Below are 16,755 nucleotides of genomic sequence, written 5' to 3'. Positions count from 1 at the left end.
GGTCTCCCGCACCGGAGGGAGACACCATGACGTCCACGAACGACCGCGTCGTACCGCCCGCCGCCCGGCGGCGCAGACGCCCCACCAAGACCGGCGTCGTGCTCTCGGAGGAACTGATCGTCGAGACCGCCCTGCGGCTGCTCAAGGAGCACGGCGCCGACGCCCTCACCGTCCGCCGCCTCGGCCTCGCCCTCGGCGCCGACCCCAGCGCCCTGTACCGGTACTTCCGCGACACCGACGACCTGCTGCTCGCCATCGCCGACGAGCTCATCGGCCGCACGCTGCGCGCCTGGCGTCCCACGGGTGACTGGCGCGTCGACCTGCGGGAACTCGGCCTGCGCATGCACACCGGGGCCCTCGCCCATCCGCAGGCCGCCGTCCTCAGCTCCTACCGGGTGACCGGCCGGGTCCACGAGATCCAGGCGGTGGAGCGGATTCTCGGGGTGCTCCGCGGCGCCGGATTCCCGGATCCCGAGGCCGTACGGATCTACCACGCCTTCGTCGACCAGGCGCTCGCGTTCGCGGCCCTGGACGCCGCGAGCGTCGCCCTGCCCGCCGCCGCACGCGACGCGGAGGCCGACGTGTGGCGGGCGACGTACGCACGGCTGCCCGCCGGGACCCACCCGAACATCGCGGCGACGGCCCGCCACCTCGTGCTCGACATGCGGCACAGTTCCTATCCGACGGCGCTCGACCTGCTGCTGAGCGCCGCCGCGGCCCGGCTCGCGGAGATCACCGCGGGCGGCTCCGCGCAAGGACCCCGCGCGGACGGGTCCCGCCCGTCACACTGAGGCCCGCTCCACCGTCATCCCTGTGCGGGGCGACCCGCCCGCCGTGGCGCAGGTGCGCCGTCCGTACGCCGTCGACCAGGAGGCCGTCCGCAGATGAACCCGCCCGCCCGCACCCGCAAGCAGCGCAAGCAGGACACGCTCGACCGGCTGGAGAGCGACATCGACGTCTGGGTGTCCACCGCGGACAGCGCCGGGGGAACGCCGTACCTGGTACCGCTGTCCTACCTCTGGGACGGGACGACCGTCCTGCTGGCCACCCCCGCCGCCAGTCCCACGGGCCGCAACCTGCGGGCGACCGGCACGGTACGCCTCGGTCTCGGGCCGACCCGGGACGTGGTGATGATCGACGGCACCGTCCGGACCCTGGAGGCCGGCGAGCTGCCGGAGGGGACCGGGGACGCGTTCGCCGCCAGGACCGGTTTCGACCCGCGCGAACTCGACACCCATTACCAGTACTTCAGCATCACCCCGGTACGGGTGCAGGCCTGGCGCGAGGCCGACGAGCTCTCCGGCCGCGACCTCATGCGCGACGGCGCATGGCTGACGGCCGACTGACCTCGCCGGAGGCTCGTGCCCGGGACCGCTCAGTCGCGGCCGGACTTGGAAGAGGGCCACATGCCCGTGGACCGTTCGATGGCCTTCGCGCCCGAGCGGTCCACGGCGCTGCGGACCACCGCGAAGATCGCGCCCTGGAGGGCGGCCGCCAGCAGGATCTCGCCCCAGCCGCGGTCCTTGTCCAGGGCGTCGGGGGCGTCCTCCTCGTGACGTATCGCCATCCAGGTCTTCTGGAAGGCGAGCCCGGCGGCGGCGCCTCCGGCCCAGCTCAGGACGAAGCCGATCGGCTTGTACGCCAGGGGCAGTTTGAGCTTCTTCTGTTTCTTGGACACCGAGGCTCCTTCTCCGCTTCCGAGGCCGCTGACCTGCGCGGTCCTCCTCCCACCCGGTACGAGTGCCCTGTGTGCCGCCCTCGTACCCCTCGGTCCGATTGTCCCGGCCCGTCCGGTGTGAGGTGGGGACCCGAGGGAAACCGGCCGGTGTGAGTGGAGAAGAGACGACGCAACCGACGGATCGTGCCCCATCGACGCGGCGGAAGAGCCGTGAGGAGGACGGCTCGGACGACAGGACCAAGGTCACCGTGATCGTGGCGCTGGGCGCCAACCTGCTGATCGCCGTGGCCAAGGCGGTGGGCGGCCTGTTCTCGGGATCGCCCGCGCTCCTCTCGGAGGCCGCGCATTCCGTGGCGGACAGCCTGAACGAGGTGTTCCTGCTGGCGGCGCTGCGCCGCAGCCGCCGGCCCGCCGACCGGCGGCATCCGTTCGGCTACGGCAAGGAGCGGTTCTTCTGGTCACTGCTCGCGGCCGTCGGCATCTTCGTCATGGGCGGCTGCTTCTCCTTCTTCCAGGGCTTCGAGGCCCTGCGCAACGGCGCCGAGGAATCCTTCGGCGGCTACATGACCGGGCTCGCGGTGCTCGGCGTGGCCCTGCTCGCGGAGGGCGTCTCCTTGCTGCGGGCCCTGTTCCAGGTGCGCGGCAAGGGCGGCGACGGGCTGCGTGACCCGGCCCTGCGGACGGTCGTCGCCGAGGACGGTACCGCGGTCCTGGGTGTGATCTTCGCGATCGCCGGCATGGTGCTCCACATGATCACGGGCCAGGTGGTGTGGGAAGCCTGCGCCTCCTTCGCCATCGGGCTGCTGCTCGTGTGCATCGCCTTCTGGCTCGGCAGCGACGCCCGCGAACAGCTCATCGGGCGGGCGGTCGACGAGGAGCAGAGCGGCCGGATCCGCGAACTGCTGAAGGCGCAGCCCGAGATCGACAGTGTCGAGGCGCTGCTGACCATGGAGCTCGGCCTCGACTCGACCCTGGTGGCCGCCCGCATCGACCTGGTCCCCGGGCTCGACAGCGAGGAGGTCGAGGAGATGGCCGTCCGCGTCAAGCGCTCGGTCGCCCACACCTTCCCCGCGGCCGACCAGATCTTCCTGGACGTGACCGACGCCGGAGCCGCCCGGTCGGCCGGGCACCGCGGCGAGGGAGGGGCGGGTGACGGGGGCCGCGCCGCGGAAGAGGCCGCGGTCGCGGGTGACCCGGCCCCTACGGAAGGCTCCACCGGATCGGGCAGTGCCATCGGGGCCAGTCGCACCGGATCGGGCAGCCCCACCGGATCGGGCAGCCCCACCGGATCGGGCAGCCCCACCGCAGCGGGAAGCCCCGCCGCGACGGGGGAGCGCGGCGGGGCCTGAAGGCCGGGTGCCCGACGTCCTTCGGTTCATGCACACCGGCACCGCGGGAATCCGCGGCGCACCGGAGTCAGCCGACCGGCTCCAGCACGAACATGGGAATCACCCGGTCGGTCTTCTTCTGGTAGTCGGCGTACGGGGGATACGCGGCGACGGCGCGCTCCCACCACTGGTCCTTCTCCGCACCCGTGATCTCCCGGGCCCTGAACTCCTTGCGTTCGGGCCCGTCCTGGAGCTCGACGCGGGGGTCGGAGGTGACGTTGTGGTACCAGACGGGGTGCTTGGGAGCGCCGCCGAGCGAGGCGACCACCGCGTACTGCCCGTCGTGCTCGACGCGCATGAGCGGGGTCTTGCGGATCTTGCCGCTCTTGGCGCCGCGCGTCGTGAGGATGATGACGGGCAGGCCGGTGTCCATCAGGGTCGTTCCCTTGGTGCCACCGGAACTCTCGTACAACTCCACCTGGTCCCGGACCCACTGCGTGGGGCTGGGCTCGTACTCGCCCTCAAGTGGCATGACTTCCGTCCCATCGTCGCATCGGACTGGTCCTGTCTCGGCACGATTCAACACCAGCGCGGACGCGAATCTTCCGCACCGCGGCCCGCGTGGCTCCCTTTGCCGGGCCGATCCCCCGGTGGGGCGTACGGGGCCGCACCGGGTCCGGGCCGCGGCCCTCATGACGAGCCCGCCAGGACGCGTACGGCCAGCAGCATGATCACGCCGCTCGACACGAGCCCCGTCACCAGCCGTCCCCGGTGGCCGGTCAGAGTCCGGCCCAGCAGGGCGCCGCCCCCGGCGATCAGGAGCTGCCAGCTGGCGGACGCGGCGAACGCGGCGAGCACGAACACCCCCTGGTCCAGCGGACGTACCGCCTCGGCCGTCCGGCTGCCGAGCACCAGCGCGGCGAAGTAGACGACGGTGGTGGGGTTGAGCAGGGTGATCCCCAGGAGGGCGACGTAGGCGCGGACAGGGCGCGGAGGATCCTGCCCGGTCCGCTCGGGGAGCCGGCGCCGGCGGTAGCGGCGGACCGCGCCGATCGCGCCGTGGACCGCCAGCACGGCGAGGACCAGGGCGGAGGCCCGGCTCAGCGGGAGCATCACCGGCTGGAGCGCCGCGGCGAGCACGGTGCCCCCGAGGGCCGCGGCCAGGGCGTACAGCCCGTCGGCCGTCGCGACGCCGAGCGCGGCCGAGGCGCCGATCCGCAGGGACGTACGGGCGGTGAGGGAGACGAGGTAGGTCGCGACCGCTCCGACGGGCATGGCGATGCCATAGCCCGCGAGAAGCCCCGCGACGAGCGCGGCGGTCACGACCGGGGAAGCTCGGGCCTCCGGGGTCGGCCGGGCTGCTGCTGGACCCGCACCGGAGCGACGGTGGCGGAGGTCGGCGGCAGGAAGGCTTCGTTCGTGGACATGGGCAGATGTTCGGGCCGCCGGACACGGCCGTGCAACCCATTTTCGGAAGGGGTCTCCCGCGGACTTCGAGCCAACGCCGGGCAGGCGGGTGGACCGACCGGGCGGGAACGCCGGGGTAAGCGGAACCGCGCCCACCGCGCTTCGGCCAGATCGCGCGAGCGGCCCATCTGGCCGAACTTCGCGTGGCCGCATAGATGCCCGGGGCATCTAATGAAGATCGGTAAGAGGGAACCGTCGCTTGCGAGGTCACTCATGACAGAAACCCCCCTGACCCGACCCCCGTCACTCCCGGCCCCGGCGTCCGAGGGCCCGTCACTCCGGAGCCCGGCGTACGGGGCGGGCCTGGTATCCGAGAAGGGCCCGGCGTCCGAGAAGAGCCCGGTATCAGGGACGGGCCCGGTATCCGAGAAAGGCTCGGCATTCGAGAAGAGCCCGGCATCCGGGAAGATCCCGGTATCCGAGAAGGCCCCGCTGTCCGGGAAGGGCCCGGCATCCGGGAGGGGCCCGGCATCCGGGAGGGGCCCGGCATCCGGGAGGGGCCCGGCATCCGGGAACCCGGTGGCCCGGTCGTCGGCCGGTCCCGGGACCGCGGCGGCCGAGCCGTCCCCGGTCCGCTTCCCGCAGGACCGTACGTGCCCCTACCACCCGCCCGCCGCCTACACGCCCCTGCGCGAGGGGCGCCCGCTCTCCCGGATCACCCTGTACGACGGACGCACCGTCTGGGTGGTCACCGGTCACGGCGCCGCCCGTGAACTCCTCGCCGACCCGCGGCTGTCCACGGACCGCACCCGGCCGGCCTTCCCGGCCGTCAGCGAGCGGTTCGCGGCGGTGCGCGACCGCAGGATCGCGCTGCTCGGCGTCGACGACCCCGAGCACCACGTCCAACGCCGCATGCTGGTACCGAGTTTCACCCTCAAGAGGACCGCCGCGCTGCGTCCCGCGATCCAGGAGACCGTAGACCGGCTGCTCGACCGCATGGAGCGGAAGGGCCCGCCCGCCGAGCTGGTCAACGACTTCGCGCTCCCCGTGCCCTCCATGGTGATCTGCGCCCTCCTCGGTGTCCCGTACGGCGACCACGCCTTCTTCGAGGAGCAGTCCCGCCGGCTGCTGCGCGGCCCCGCCGCCGCCGACACCGAGGACGCCCGTGATCAACTGGATGCCTACTTCGGTGCGTTGATCGAGCGAAAGGAGAAGGATCCCGGGAACGGGCTCCTCGACGATCTCGTCCGCGATCAGCTCCGCGAGGGCAGGGTGGACCGGGAGGAGCTGATCTCGCTCGCGACCATCCTGCTCGTCGCCGGGCACGAGACGACGGCGAACATGATCTCGCTGGGCACGTTCACCCTGCTCGGCCATCCGGAACAACTCACCGAACTGCGGGCCGAACCGGCGCTGATGCCGGCCGCCGTGGAGGAGCTGCTGCGGTTCCTGTCCATCGCGGACGGACTGCTGCGGGTCGCGGTGCGGGACATCGAGATCGCCGGCACCACGATCCGCGAGGGCGAGGGCGTGGTCTTCTCCACCTCCGTCGTCAACCGCGACGAACTCGCCTTCCCCGAGCCCGACACCCTCGACTGGCACCGGTCGGCCCGCCACCATGTCGCGTTCGGTTTCGGGATCCACCAGTGCCTCGGCCAGAATCTCGCGCGGGCCGAGATGGAGATCGCGCTGCGTTCCCTCTTCGACCGCTTCCCCGGCCTGCGGCTCGCCGTTCCCGCCGACGCCGTCGCGTTCAAGCCCGGAGACACGATCCAGGGGATGCTGGAACTCCCCGTGACCTGGTGAGGAGCCGCGTGGACACGGGCGTTGTCATCGCGATCGACAGGGACGTCTGCATCGGCGCGGGGCAGTGCGCCCTAGCCGCTCCGGGCGTCTTCACCCAGGACGACGACGGATTCGGCGCGCTGCTCCCGGACCGGCCGGAAGGCGGCGGAGACCCGATGCTGCGGGAGGCGGCACGGGCCTGTCCGGTCGGCGCGGTCACGGTGGAGGAGCGGCCCGCCTGACCCCGCGGCCCGGCTCTACTTCCGCTCCTCCAGCAGGAGTTGGGCGGCGGCGCGCGCCTGGGCGGCGGGTTCGGCGCTCCCGTCGATGCCCGCCGTGACCATGGCGCCTTCGGCGAGGAGGAACAGCTGGTCGCCGAGCGCGGCGGGACGCCCCGCCGCGCTCACCAGCCCACCCAGATAGGCCCGGAAGGCCGCCTTGTGCGCCCGGGTCCGCTCGGCCACCCGCTCCGAGCCGGCGCCGAGTTCGCCGTACGCGTTGATCCAGGCGCAGCCGCGGAAGCCGGGCTCGGCGAACCACAGGCCGAGCCAGTCGAAGACGGCGAGGACCCGCCGCTCGGGGTCCCCCAGGCTCTCCACGTGCTCGGCGAGCCGTGCCCGCCAGCGGACGTCACGCCGCTCCAGGTAGGCATCCACCAGGTGTTCCTTGGCCGGGAAGAGCTGGTAGAGCCGCTTGAGCGACACGCCCGAGGCGCCGCGGATGTCGTCCATGCCCACGGCCTGGATGCCCCGGCCGTAGAACAACTGCTCGGCCGCGTCCAGGGCCTGCTCACGGGCGAGCGCGAGGGCCTGCTCGCGGGCCGGGGTGAGGGCGGGTTCCCGGGTGGGTGAGGGTGCCCGGTCCCGGGCGGTCGTGCTGTCCATACGGTGAGGCTCCTTGACCTGAGAACGAGCGTTCTCTATCTTAGCGGCCAGTCATAGAGAACGTACGTTCTCTCTTGTATTCGTCCACACTCAGGAGTCCTCATGGCCGCCGACCGCCCGCCCCTGCCGCCCTTCACCCGCGAGACGGCGCTCCAGAAGGTCCAGGCGGCGGAGGACGCCTGGAACACCCGTGATCCGCACAAGGTCTCGCTCGCCTATTCCGAGGACTCGGTCTGGCGCAACCGGGACACCTTCGTCACGGGCCGGGCCGGGATCGTCGAACTGCTCACCGACAAGTGGGCCCGGGAACGCGAGTACGCCCTGCGCAAGGACCTGTGGGCCTTCGACGGCAACCGCATCGCGGTCCGCTTCCAGTACGAGTCGCGGGACGGCGACGGTCAGTGGTGGCGCTCGTACGGCAATGAGCTGTGGGAGTTCGACGAGCACGGTCTGATGGCGAGGCGCGAGGCGTCCATCAACGACGTGCCGATCGAGGAGGCGGAGCGCCGGATTCACGGCCCCCGCCCCGAGTCGGAACGCGGACAGGGCTTCCCGCTCAGGTAGTTAGGGTTCCCCCGTGAACGAACCCACTGACCTCCGGAAACCCTTCCTCTATGTCGTCGTCTGTGCGGCGGGCGTTGCCAAGGGGGTCGGCTCGTTGATCACCGCGGCGCGGGAGCGGGGCTGGGAGGTCGGTGTCATCGCCACGCCCCAGGGCCTCGGCTTCATCGACGCGGCGGCGGTCGAGGCGATGACGGGCCGCCCGATCCGCTCCGCCTGGCGGGCCCCGGGCGATCCGCGTCCCTTCCCCGCGCCGGACGCGGTGGCCCTCGCGCCGGCCACCTTCAACACCGTCAACAAGTGGGCGGCCGGCATATCCGACACCCTCGCCCTCGGAACGCTGTGCGAGGCCTACGGACTCGGCGTCCCGATCGCCGTACTGCCCTGCGTGAACAAGGCGTTGGCGGCCCACCCCGCCTACCGGGCCGCCGTCCAGCGGCTCCGCGAAATGGGCGTCCGCTTCGGCGACCCGTACGGCGGTGAGGGTCAACAGGACGGCGGGGCAGGGGACTTCCACTGGGAACGAGTGCTGGACCTGCTGACGCCCCGGGTGTCTCCCGGCTCGCTGTGAGTGCTCCCGAGAAAGAGTTGAACATGTTCAAATTCGCTGGCAGGATGGCAGGCGCGTGATCGACGTCCGGTCGGACCGCAGTCGTTGGTGGGGGCCGTCGCGGAGGGCCGGATGGTGGGGATCGAGTCGCCCGGCAGGGCGGGCCGGAGCGGGGAGGCCGGCTCGCCCGGCGGGGCAGGGCGGATCCTGAGGTCCGGCGGGGCCGGGGCGGCCGGGTGGTTCCTGGCTCTTGTCGCCTTCCTGCTCCTCCTGACGGGATGCAATCCGCACATGTACGACGAGGTGCCCGCGGTGCACGACGTGCAGCGGGCGGAGCTCGTGCGCTCGTGGCGTTGCGTCGACGGGACCGAGGTCACGCTCCGCGCCGACGGGACGGCCGTCATCCGCCTCCTGGACGGGCAGGAGTTCGACTTCGACGACCGGTGGCGGGTGTCGGGGACGGGCGTGTGGGAGCTGACCGACGAGCGCGCCGGGTGGAACGACGGTCAGCACGTCCGGCTCACCCTCACCTCGCGCACGGCGACGGCCATGCGCGCTCCCGATGCCGAGGAATCGCTCGACCCGTCGGCCGGACTCGAACCGGCCCCCGATACCTACACCTGGACCTTCGAGCTGCGGCGGAACGAGAGGAAGGGGCTACTGCTGTACTTCTTCTTCGGCGACCCCGACTCGCGCAGCGCCTATGTCCTGGAGCGGGCCTAGGTCGTGTCCGCGACCTCGGCGCGCCCGCCGCCGGCTCAAGGTCTCCGGAACACCGTCATCGAGTGGCCGACGTCCTCGACCCGCCTGCTCGTCGCCAGCAGCTTCTTCAAGCGGGCGTCGGCCTTGTCGATCGCGGTGTCGGACACGACCAGCAGCCCGCGCACGCGCGCCGCGGGCACCGTGCGCGGGTCGGTCGCGCGGATGCCGTAGGCCGACGGTACCCCGGCGCCCTTGTACACGAGCCACACCTTCTCCTGGGGGTAGTGCCCCTTCAGGCGGTCGGCGAGACGGCCGAGGTCCTGGCCCCAGTCGACGTTCGAGTCGTGCAGCCGCAGATAGGTCTTCTCCGGACCGCCGAACGCCTCGTTCGAGTACGGCAGGTAGTACGGGTACGTCAGCAGTGAACTGACGGCCACGAACAGGACGAGTGCCGCCGTCCCGGCCCCGGCCCGGCCCGGCAGGCGGCGGCGGCCCACGCTCGCGGCCGGCGTCGTCCGGCCCGCCGCTTCCGGCCGGCGCCCCCGCGCGACGACGGTGCAGCCCGCCGCGACCGCGAGGAACACCGGCACGAACAGGGCGTAGCGCACGCCGAGATCACGGGAGCCGGTCATCGCCGAGGCCAGCAGCAGCGCCGGAGGGACCAGGAGGTACGGGGCCGCGGGGCGCAGCCGGCGTACGGTCAGGAGCGTGAGCGAGCCGGCCGCCCAGAGCGCCGTCATGCCGAGCGGGGTCTTCACCAGGAGCGCGGCAGGCAGGTAGTACCAGAGGGAGCCCTCGTAGAGCCGGCCGAAGAGGAAGCCCTGCCAGGTCGCGTTCTCGAAGCCGAACTGGACGTGCATCCCGTCCCGGTAGGGCAGGGGCAGGGGCAGGTGGTCGACGAGCAGCGCGCGCAGCCCGTGCACGGCGGGGAGATCGGCGGGCGCCGTCCAGCGCAGCCGGGGATCGACGGCCAGATAGGTCGCCCACACCACGGCGACGGCCACCACGGCCATCCCGGCGGCGGCCGCGGCGCCGCGTGCGAGCGTCCGGGCCTTCGCCCGCCTTGCGCCGTCCCGTGCCGCGGCGGGGCCGGTGCCGCCCGCGTGCCACACGGACACCATCGCGAGGAGCAGCACCACCGGTACGGCGGGCAGCATGCTCATCTTGGTCGCCACCGCCGCGCCGAGCGCCACGGCCGAGAGCGGCAGGTACGGGAACGGCCGGCGCCTGGCCCGCCACACCAGCCACACCGAGGTCAGCAGGAAACCCGAGGCCGGCACGTCGAGCGTGGCCAGCGAGCCGTGCGCGATCACGTCCGGCGAGAACGCGTACAGCGCGAGGGCCGCCAACGCGCCCGCGCGGCCCGCGAGTTCACGGGCGAAGGCGAGGACGACCAGCCCGAACAGCAGCGTCAGGACGATCACCGGCAACCGCGCCCACAACATCACCCGCCAGGGATCGTTGCCGGACTCGTACAGCACGTGCCGCCCGAGTTCGGTCTGGTCGCCGTCGAACGCGGGGTCGAGGTGCGGGTGCGCGAACAGCAGGCCGGTCCCGATGACCAGCTTGCCGAGCGGCGGATGCTCGGGGTTGTAGCGCAGGTCGTGCTGCTGGACGTAGACCGTCGCGGTGCCCACGTACACGGGCTCGTCGATCGTCGGGGTCTGCTCCACGGCCGTACTGACCATGGCGACGGCCATCTGGAGCAGCAGCAGGACCACGGCCACCACGAACACGGCGCGTTCGTGCCCCCGCAGCCGCCCGAGGAGCGGGTGCGGTGCCACCGCGCCGTCCGCGGGCGCGCGCTCGTCGTGCCTGCTGGCCAGGAATGTCGGCATGCCCTTTGTTACGTCCGCTCCGTACGAGCCTGCTCACCGGGCGGCCCGCGGATTCGGGTACGCGCCGAGGCGCCGGCCGGATCGTCCGGTCGGCGCCCGGGCAGGGGAGTCACGAGTATGCCCGGCCTTGCGCGCAACTCGAGGTGTCGCGGGCGGCGATGTGCGCGGGGCCGGTGTGCTCGGGCCCCTCCGTCTCCGCCTCCCTCAGTACGGGGAGGCCGGGTCGCGCGGAGTGACGGCCACCGCCCGGCGCAGCGCGGCCCGCCAGGCGAAGGCGATCGCGAGTTCGACCAGGCCGATCAGCACCATCCACAGACCGAGCAGCCGGGTCAGGGCACGGGCCGACTCGGTCGGCAGGGCGAGTACGACGATGCCCGCGATGACACCGATCGCCGCCCCGCACAGGACGAAGCCGCGGTGCGGCAGATCCCTGGAGGACAGGGCCGTGTACGCGGTCAGCACACCGGACACGAGCCAGACGATGCCGAGGATCAAGGAGAGCGCGGCGATGGTCTGCATCGGGTTGCGCAGGCACAGGACGCCGGCCAGCACGTAGAGCACCGCGATCAGCAGCGTGGCGAACCGGTTGCCCTGCTCCCGGTGGCCGAACACGGCCACGAACCGGAACCCGCCGATGACCAGCAGGTAGAGGCCGAGGAGGACCGCGAGGACGTGCAGGGTCTCCTCCGGCCAGACCAGGACCAGGATGCCGGGGATCAGCGTCGCGACGGCGGAGCCGAGGAGCCAGGTCCAGGAGGCGCCGACGCGGTCCAGGATCACCACGGGGTCGCCCGGGGGCGCGGAAGCCGGGCGGCCGGGCCCGGGCTCAGGTCCGGTGTGCGGTGCCGAACCATGCGATTCCGTCATGGTTCCTCCTCACGCGGTCGAGCGGACCGGTCGCGGGCCGCCGACGGGACGGTGGGTGGATTCCCGCCGTCCACGGTCCCGTGCGCCGGGCCCCGGCGGCTCACCCCCGGCGGGTGATCCTCACGGTCACCCGGGCAGTTGGCGCATCTCCACGACCCGCAGTCCGAGCGAGCGGCAGCGGGCCAGTAGTCCGTACAGATGCGCCTCGTCCACGACGGGGCCGAACAGGATGGTCTGACCCGAGATCAGCACGTGGTCCATCTCCGGGAACGCCTCGGAAAGCGTCTCCGACAGATGTCCCTCGACACGGATCTCGTACTGCATGCGGGGCTCCCCCCGGCGGGCGGCCCGGGGCAGGTGGACGGCACCCTTCCCCACGATCATCCGGCAGCCGGCGCCGCCCGCCCTCACCCGCAGGAGGTGAACCTGGGGCCGGACGGCCGCCTCGACCGTCCGCCGAGGTCACGCCTGTCCGAGGGGGACGGCCGGGCTGCTGCCCGGGCCCGGCTCCTTCCCGCGGCCCGTCCGCCCGGTCGGCAGGTGCGTCGTGACCAGGAAGCTGGCCAGCGTGATGCCGCCGGCCGCCAGGATCGCCGCCTTCAGACCGTTGAGCTGTGCCGTCGCGTACGAGTCCGTGACGGCGTCGACCTCGGCCGGCGGCAGCCCGGCCTGTTCGGCCGCCGAACGCACCTGGTCGGTGGGGACGAAGCTGATGCCCGCCTCCAGCGCGACGCCGGTCTGCTCGCGTGCCTCCTGCGACACGTCCGGATGCTTCGCCACCTCGGTGGTGAAGGCCTGCGCCAGCGCGCCGACGAGGATCGACCCGATCAGGGCCGTACCGAGCGCGGAGCCCAGGTTCTGGGCGGTGAACTGGAGCCCGCCGACCTCGCTGCGCTCCTCCTCGCCCGCGCTGGACTGCACCACGTTGCCGAGCTGGGAGGCGAGCAGGCCCATGCCGACGCCCAGCAGGGCCATGGCCCCGGCGAACTGGGCGTCGTCGATGACCGGTTGGATGGTGGCCAGCAGCCACGTGATGGCTCCGAGCAGCGTCAGCAGAGCCAGCCTGACCACGCGGCGCGGCCCCATCACCCGCCCCAGCCGGGAGGCCAGCACGGAGGACAGCAGCATCGTGACGGACACCGGGAGCAGCCGCAGACCCGTCTGGAACGCGTCGAACCCCTGCACCACCTGGAGATACAGCGGGATGGCGAAGAACAGCCCCAGCAGGATGAGGTTCTGGCTGACCAGCGTCAGCAGACCGGAACGCAGCGGCAGCCGGTGCAGCAGCGCCAGATGGATCAGCGGGTCGGTGCCGTGCGCCTCCCTGCGGCGCTCCCACTTGGCGAAGACGGCCAGGACGAGCACCCCGGCGGAGACGACGAACAGCGTCGGGGCGAAACCGAGGACGGTGAAGGGCGGGTTGCGGGGCTGCACCCACCCCCAGGTGCCGCTCTGGAGGACACCCAGCACGCCCAGCCCGAGTCCGGCCGCCGACAGGAAGGCGCCCCAGCCGTCCAGCCGGGGGCGCTTCTCGGGCCGGGGCTTCTCGGGGATCGCCCGCCGGAAGCACAGCATGGCGACGACGACCACGACCTCGCCCGCGAAGACCAGCCGCCAGGTGAGGTACGTCGTCACCCAGCCGCCCAGCAGCGGTCCGACCGCGATGCCGGCGCCGGCGAGTCCGCCGATGACGCCGTACGCGACCGCGCGGTCCCGCCCGCTGTAGGACTCCGCCACGAGGGCCGCCATGGCCGGCAGCACCAGAGCGGCCCCCAGCCCCTCGACGACCGACCAGCCGAGCGCGAGCATCCACAAGGTGGGAGCCACCGCGGTCAGGGCCGACCCGACGCCGTAGACGACGAGCCCGACGAGGAACAGCCGACGGCGCCCGAGGATGTCGCCGAGCCGTCCGCCGGTGGCCATGAAGGCCGCCATGACCAGCGCGTAGAGGGTGATGACGGCCTGGATGGCGGTGACCTCGGTGTCGAAGTCCTCCACGAGCTGGCTGATGGACACGTTCATGACGGACGTGTCCAGGACCATCAGGAACTGCGCCGTCCCGAGCACGGCCAGAGCGCGCCAGTGTTTCACCGGTGACCACCTCATCGATTCGGCCCGCAGGACCAAGGGCGCCGGACGGCGGCGTCCGGCCCGGCTCCTGGAGGAGGCCGGCGGCGCCGTAACCACGGCACATCCATGGCACCCGGAGTCACGCCTCCCCGCCATCCGGGGATCCGCTCCCATGGCACCCGAAGCGGGGTGCCGCGCGCCTCACCCGCGGCGGGGGACCGGAAAGTCTGTCTTGCGACATTCGGGACAGCGGGTGACGATCAGTGTGCGGGGGTTACACCGGGGAGGGAGCCGTGGACCCGGACCACATCGGATCGGACGCTTCACCGCTGCCGAGACATCGCGGAGGCAGGACCCCATGGCCGGGCTGCTGACACCGGGTGGAGACCCGCTGCTCGCCGTCCGGTTCACCGTCCCGGACCTGACGGAGACCTTCGTCCGCAGGCCGCGGCTGACCGGGCGCCTCACCGAGGGAGTACGGGGTCCCCTCACCCTGGTCAACGGGCCCGCCGGCGCCGGGAAGACACTCCTGGTCGCCCACTGGATCTCCACGAGGGACCGCCCGGACGACGTGGCCTGGCTGACCGTGGAGCACGAGGACACCGGCCCCGGCATCTTCTGGACGTACGTCCTGGAGTCCCTGCGGCGCCACGGAGCGGCCGTCCCCGACGACATCGGCAGCCCGTCCAGCCCCGGCGACGTGGACCACTCCCTGCTGACCCGGCTTGCGGCCTGGCTGAGCGAACGGGCCGAGCCCGTGATCCTCGTGCTCGACGAGTTCGACCGGGTGGGCGCCTCGGCGGAGGTCGCCGACGAGCTCCAGTTCGTACTGCGCCACGCGGGCGGCGGCCTGCGGCTGATCGTCGTCAGCCGTACGGAGCCACAACTGCCGCTCCACCGCTACCGGGCCGCCGGAGCGGTCGCCGAGGTGCGGGGCGCCGACCTGGCGTTCGTCCCCGGCGAGACGGCCGCGCTGCTGAACCGTCACGACATACGGCTGTCGGACGAGGGCGCGCGCTCGCTGACGGAGTGGACCGGAGGCTGGGCGGCCGGGCTGCGCCTGTGCATCCTGGCCGCCCAGCACGTCGACGACCCGGACACCTTCATCAAGAACTTCGAGGCGGGCCAGAGCACGCTCGCGGACTTCCTGCTGGCCGAGGTCCTGGAGGCGCAGTCGCGGGAGACACAGGACCTGCTCCTGCGGTCGAGCATCCTCGACCAGATCCACCCGGATCTGGCCAACGCCCTGACGGGCCGGGACGACGCCGACGCCATCCTGGCCGGGCTCCAGCACGCCAACGCCTTCGTCGAGGCCATCGGCCACTCGTGGTACCGGCTGCACCCCCTGTTCGCGGAGATCCTGCGGGTCCACCTGCGGGTCAGGCTCCCCGGTCTGGAGCCCGAGCTGCACCGGCGGGCCGCCCGCTGGCTGAGCGAGGCGGGCCTGCTGGCGGAGGCCCTGCCGCACGCGGCGGGCGCGGGTGAATGGGAGCTCGCGGCCGGCCGGTTCGTCGACGAGCTGGCCGTCGGCGAACTGCTGACCGGCCTCGACGCCGAGCGCCTCGACGGACTCTTCGCCGCCATGCCGCCGGACGCGGCCGGACCGGCCGCGTGCCTGGTGCGCGCCGCCCGGGAACTCGTCCGCCACGACATCGACCGGGGCCTGGACCATCTGCGCCGGGCGGGGGAGGACCTGGAGGGCGAGGAGACCGGCACGGCGGCCCTGCGGCTGAGCCACGCGCTGCTGCGGGTGTTCGCGGCCCGGCTGACCGGCTCGGCGGACGGGGCGCAGGCGGCGGCCGAGGACATGACGGCGGCGGAGCTGTCCGTGCCGGCCGAGAAGCTGGAACGGCACCCGGAGCTGCCGGCCCTGATGCTCACGGCGCTGGGCTCCGCACAGCTCTGGGCGGGACGGCTCGACGCGGCCCGGATCTCGCTGTCCGCCGTCACCCAGGTCGACGACGGACCGTCCACCGCCTCGCCCCGGCACGAATCCCTCGGCCGGCTCGCCCTGATCGACCTCCTGTGCGGACGCCCCGGCCGCGCCGAGTCGCACGCGCGGGCGGCGGTCGCCGGGGCGGAGCGCTCCGGCCTGCCGCCCCCCGCCCGCACGGGCGTCGCCCAGCTCGTCCTGGCGGCGGTCGCCGTCGACCGCGACGACCTGGCCGCGGCGCAGACCCACCTGGACCAGGCGACCGCCTCCAGCGCGGTCGCGCACGATCCCGTCGCGACGGCGGGCCTGGCCCTGGTGCGCTCCAGGATGCTGCTGGCCAAGGGACATCCCAAGGAGGCGCTGCGCGTCCTGGAGGAGCTGAAGCGCCTTCCGCACGGGGTCGAACCCTCGCCCTGGGTGGGCGAACGGGCCGCTCTGGCCATGTCCACCGCCTACCTCGCCCTGGGCGAACCGCTCGCCGCGATGGACGTGCTGGTCGAGGAGGGTGCGACCGGGCCCGAGGCCACGGCCGCCGCCGCCCGTGCCCGGCTCGCCACCGGTGACCGTGAGGCGGCGCGCGCCCTGCTCGACGCCCTCCCCGCCGAGATGGACGAGGGGCCGGCCGTCGCCGTCCGGGTGCTGCTCGCACGGGCGCAGACGGCGGACGCGCTGGGGGACGACTCCACCGCCCAGCGGCTGGTGGCGCGGGCCCTGCGGACGGCCAGGCCGGAGCATCTGAGGCGGCCGTTCCTGGAGACCGGCCCCTGGCTGCGGACCTTCGTACGGCACCGGCCCGTGCTGGCCCAGGGACATGAATGGCTCCCGGAGGCCGCCGCGGTCCGGGCCACCGGACAGGACCCGCGGACGGGCCGGGACACGGTGTGCGAGCTGGTGATCGAACCGCTCAGCGAGCGCGAACAGGAGGTGCTGGAACGGCTGGCGCAGATGATGTCGCGGGACGAGATCGCCGCCGACCTCCATCTGTCGGTCAACACGGTCAAGACCCACCTCAAGAGCGTCTACCGCAAGCTCGCCGCCACCCGCCGGGGCGAGGCCGTACGGCGGGCCCGCGACCTGCACCTGCTGTGAGCCGCGGACCGCTCGCACCGGATGCCGGCCGGTCGGGTCGAGCCCGGTCCGGTCCGGCTCCGG

At 72.9% G+C, this 16,755-nt stretch carries 16 protein-coding genes and 1 pseudogene; 9 read left to right on the top strand and 8 right to left on the bottom strand.

Annotated features, from left to right (window positions below):
- The first annotated feature begins 26 nt into the window (after positions 1-26).
- Both ACFYYF_RS03265 and ACFYYF_RS03260 read left to right on the top strand, forming a co-directional pair.
- Positions 27-791, top strand: coding sequence for a TetR/AcrR family transcriptional regulator (locus ACFYYF_RS03265; protein ID WP_388770862.1), 765 nt, complete (start codon positions 27-29; stop codon positions 789-791).
- Positions 792-884: 93 nt separating this feature from the next.
- Positions 885-1,346 carry a pyridoxamine 5'-phosphate oxidase family protein gene (locus ACFYYF_RS03260; protein WP_388770859.1) on the top strand — a complete coding sequence of 154 codons (462 nt, stop codon included), beginning with the start codon at positions 885-887 and terminating at the stop codon, positions 1,344-1,346.
- 29 nt (positions 1,347-1,375) lie between these two features.
- Here the strand turns inward: ACFYYF_RS03260 and ACFYYF_RS03255 are convergent, their stop codons facing one another.
- Complete coding sequence (locus tag ACFYYF_RS03255; protein ID WP_388770856.1) at positions 1,376-1,678, bottom strand: DUF4235 domain-containing protein; 303 nt, start codon at positions 1,676-1,678, stop codon at positions 1,376-1,378.
- A gap of 98 nt (positions 1,679-1,776) precedes the next feature.
- On the opposite strand from ACFYYF_RS03255, the pseudogene ACFYYF_RS03250 reads away from it, so the two are divergent.
- Positions 1,777-2,826 (top strand): annotated as a pseudogene (locus ACFYYF_RS03250) (cation diffusion facilitator family transporter); the annotation flags it as partial.
- A 268-nt stretch (positions 2,827-3,094) separates the two neighbouring features.
- Here ACFYYF_RS03250 and ACFYYF_RS03245 read toward each other — a convergent pair.
- A complete protein-coding gene (locus ACFYYF_RS03245) occupies positions 3,095-3,538 on the bottom strand; it encodes a nitroreductase family deazaflavin-dependent oxidoreductase (protein ID WP_361675383.1) in 444 nt (147 codons plus the stop codon).
- Positions 3,539-3,696: 158 nt separating this feature from the next.
- On the bottom strand, positions 3,697-4,329 hold the full coding sequence (locus tag ACFYYF_RS03240; protein ID WP_388770854.1) for a LysE family transporter: 633 nt from the start codon (positions 4,327-4,329) through the stop codon (positions 3,697-3,699).
- 663 nt (positions 4,330-4,992) lie between these two features.
- Between ACFYYF_RS03240 and ACFYYF_RS03235 the strand changes: the two genes are divergently transcribed.
- Both ACFYYF_RS03235 and ACFYYF_RS03230 read left to right on the top strand, forming a co-directional pair.
- Complete coding sequence (locus ACFYYF_RS03235; protein WP_388770851.1) at positions 4,993-6,219, top strand: cytochrome P450; 1,227 nt, start codon at positions 4,993-4,995, stop codon at positions 6,217-6,219.
- An 8-nt stretch (positions 6,220-6,227) separates the two neighbouring features.
- Positions 6,228-6,440 carry a ferredoxin gene (locus tag ACFYYF_RS03230; RefSeq protein WP_388770849.1) on the top strand — a complete coding sequence of 71 codons (213 nt, stop codon included), beginning with the start codon at positions 6,228-6,230 and terminating at the stop codon, positions 6,438-6,440.
- Between the two features lie 15 nt (positions 6,441-6,455).
- Here the strand turns inward: ACFYYF_RS03230 and ACFYYF_RS03225 are convergent, their stop codons facing one another.
- Positions 6,456-7,082, bottom strand: coding sequence for a TetR/AcrR family transcriptional regulator (locus ACFYYF_RS03225; protein ID WP_388770846.1), 627 nt, complete (start codon positions 7,080-7,082; stop codon positions 6,456-6,458).
- A 102-nt stretch (positions 7,083-7,184) separates the two neighbouring features.
- Between ACFYYF_RS03225 and ACFYYF_RS03220 the strand changes: the two genes are divergently transcribed.
- The 3 genes from ACFYYF_RS03220 to ACFYYF_RS03210 all read left to right on the top strand — a co-directional run bounded on the left by ACFYYF_RS03220 (position 7,185) and on the right by ACFYYF_RS03210 (position 8,916).
- A complete protein-coding gene (locus tag ACFYYF_RS03220; protein WP_388770843.1) occupies positions 7,185-7,646 on the top strand; it encodes a nuclear transport factor 2 family protein in 462 nt (153 codons plus the stop codon).
- A gap of 13 nt (positions 7,647-7,659) precedes the next feature.
- Complete coding sequence (locus tag ACFYYF_RS03215) at positions 7,660-8,214, top strand: flavoprotein (RefSeq protein WP_388770841.1); 555 nt, start codon at positions 7,660-7,662, stop codon at positions 8,212-8,214.
- A 111-nt stretch (positions 8,215-8,325) separates the two neighbouring features.
- Positions 8,326-8,916, top strand: a complete 591-nt coding sequence (locus tag ACFYYF_RS03210; protein WP_388770839.1) for a hypothetical protein — start codon at positions 8,326-8,328, stop codon at positions 8,914-8,916.
- Positions 8,917-8,951: 35 nt separating this feature from the next.
- Here ACFYYF_RS03210 and ACFYYF_RS03205 read toward each other — a convergent pair whose 3' ends face one another.
- From ACFYYF_RS03205 to ACFYYF_RS03190, 4 genes are all read right to left on the bottom strand, one after another.
- Positions 8,952-10,733 (bottom strand): ArnT family glycosyltransferase, encoded by a 1,782-nt coding sequence (locus ACFYYF_RS03205; protein ID WP_388770837.1) that lies wholly within the window; start codon positions 10,731-10,733, stop codon positions 8,952-8,954.
- A gap of 204 nt (positions 10,734-10,937) precedes the next feature.
- Positions 10,938-11,600 (bottom strand): HdeD family acid-resistance protein, encoded by a 663-nt coding sequence (locus ACFYYF_RS03200; RefSeq protein WP_388770834.1) that lies wholly within the window; start codon positions 11,598-11,600, stop codon positions 10,938-10,940.
- Positions 11,601-11,726: 126 nt separating this feature from the next.
- Positions 11,727-11,924, bottom strand: a complete 198-nt coding sequence (locus ACFYYF_RS03195) for a hypothetical protein (RefSeq protein WP_151467062.1) — start codon at positions 11,922-11,924, stop codon at positions 11,727-11,729.
- Between the two features lie 138 nt (positions 11,925-12,062).
- Positions 12,063-13,691, bottom strand: coding sequence for an MFS transporter (locus tag ACFYYF_RS03190; protein WP_388770832.1), 1,629 nt, complete (start codon positions 13,689-13,691; stop codon positions 12,063-12,065).
- 337 nt (positions 13,692-14,028) lie between these two features.
- Here ACFYYF_RS03190 and ACFYYF_RS03185 point away from each other — a divergent pair, with 337 nt between their 5' ends.
- Positions 14,029-16,692 (top strand): LuxR C-terminal-related transcriptional regulator, encoded by a 2,664-nt coding sequence (locus ACFYYF_RS03185; RefSeq protein ID WP_388770830.1) that lies wholly within the window; start codon positions 14,029-14,031, stop codon positions 16,690-16,692.
- Positions 16,693-16,755: the final 63 nt, after the last annotated feature.

Source organism: Streptomyces sp. NPDC001914 (assembly GCF_042891215.1).
Classification (GTDB): domain Bacteria; phylum Actinomycetota; class Actinomycetes; order Streptomycetales; family Streptomycetaceae; genus Streptomyces.
Note: the sequence above shows the minus strand (reverse complement) of the source record. Positions and strands in the feature narration are given on the sequence as shown.

What these genes read in the sequence shown, in the direction of transcription:
- ACFYYF_RS03265 (WP_388770862.1), top strand. Translation starts at nt 27, where the DNA reads ATGACGTCCACGAACGACCGCGTCGTACCGCCCGCCGCCCGGCGGCGC.
- ACFYYF_RS03260 (WP_388770859.1), top strand. Translation starts at nt 885, where the DNA reads ATGAACCCGCCCGCCCGCACCCGCAAGCAGCGCAAGCAGGACACGCTC.
- ACFYYF_RS03245 (WP_361675383.1), bottom strand. Translation starts at nt 3,538, where the DNA reads ATGCCACTTGAGGGCGAGTACGAGCCCAGCCCCACGCAGTGGGTCCGG.
- ACFYYF_RS03225 (WP_388770846.1), bottom strand. Translation starts at nt 7,082, where the DNA reads ATGGACAGCACGACCGCCCGGGACCGGGCACCCTCACCCACCCGGGAA.
- ACFYYF_RS03220 (WP_388770843.1), top strand. Translation starts at nt 7,185, where the DNA reads ATGGCCGCCGACCGCCCGCCCCTGCCGCCCTTCACCCGCGAGACGGCG.
- ACFYYF_RS03210 (WP_388770839.1), top strand. Translation starts at nt 8,326, where the DNA reads ATGGTGGGGATCGAGTCGCCCGGCAGGGCGGGCCGGAGCGGGGAGGCC.
- ACFYYF_RS03205 (WP_388770837.1), bottom strand. Translation starts at nt 10,733, where the DNA reads ATGCCGACATTCCTGGCCAGCAGGCACGACGAGCGCGCGCCCGCGGAC.
- ACFYYF_RS03200 (WP_388770834.1), bottom strand. Translation starts at nt 11,600, where the DNA reads ATGACGGAATCGCATGGTTCGGCACCGCACACCGGACCTGAGCCCGGG.
- ACFYYF_RS03195 (WP_151467062.1), bottom strand. Translation starts at nt 11,924, where the DNA reads ATGCAGTACGAGATCCGTGTCGAGGGACATCTGTCGGAGACGCTTTCC.
- ACFYYF_RS03185 (WP_388770830.1), top strand. Translation starts at nt 14,029, where the DNA reads ATGGCCGGGCTGCTGACACCGGGTGGAGACCCGCTGCTCGCCGTCCGG.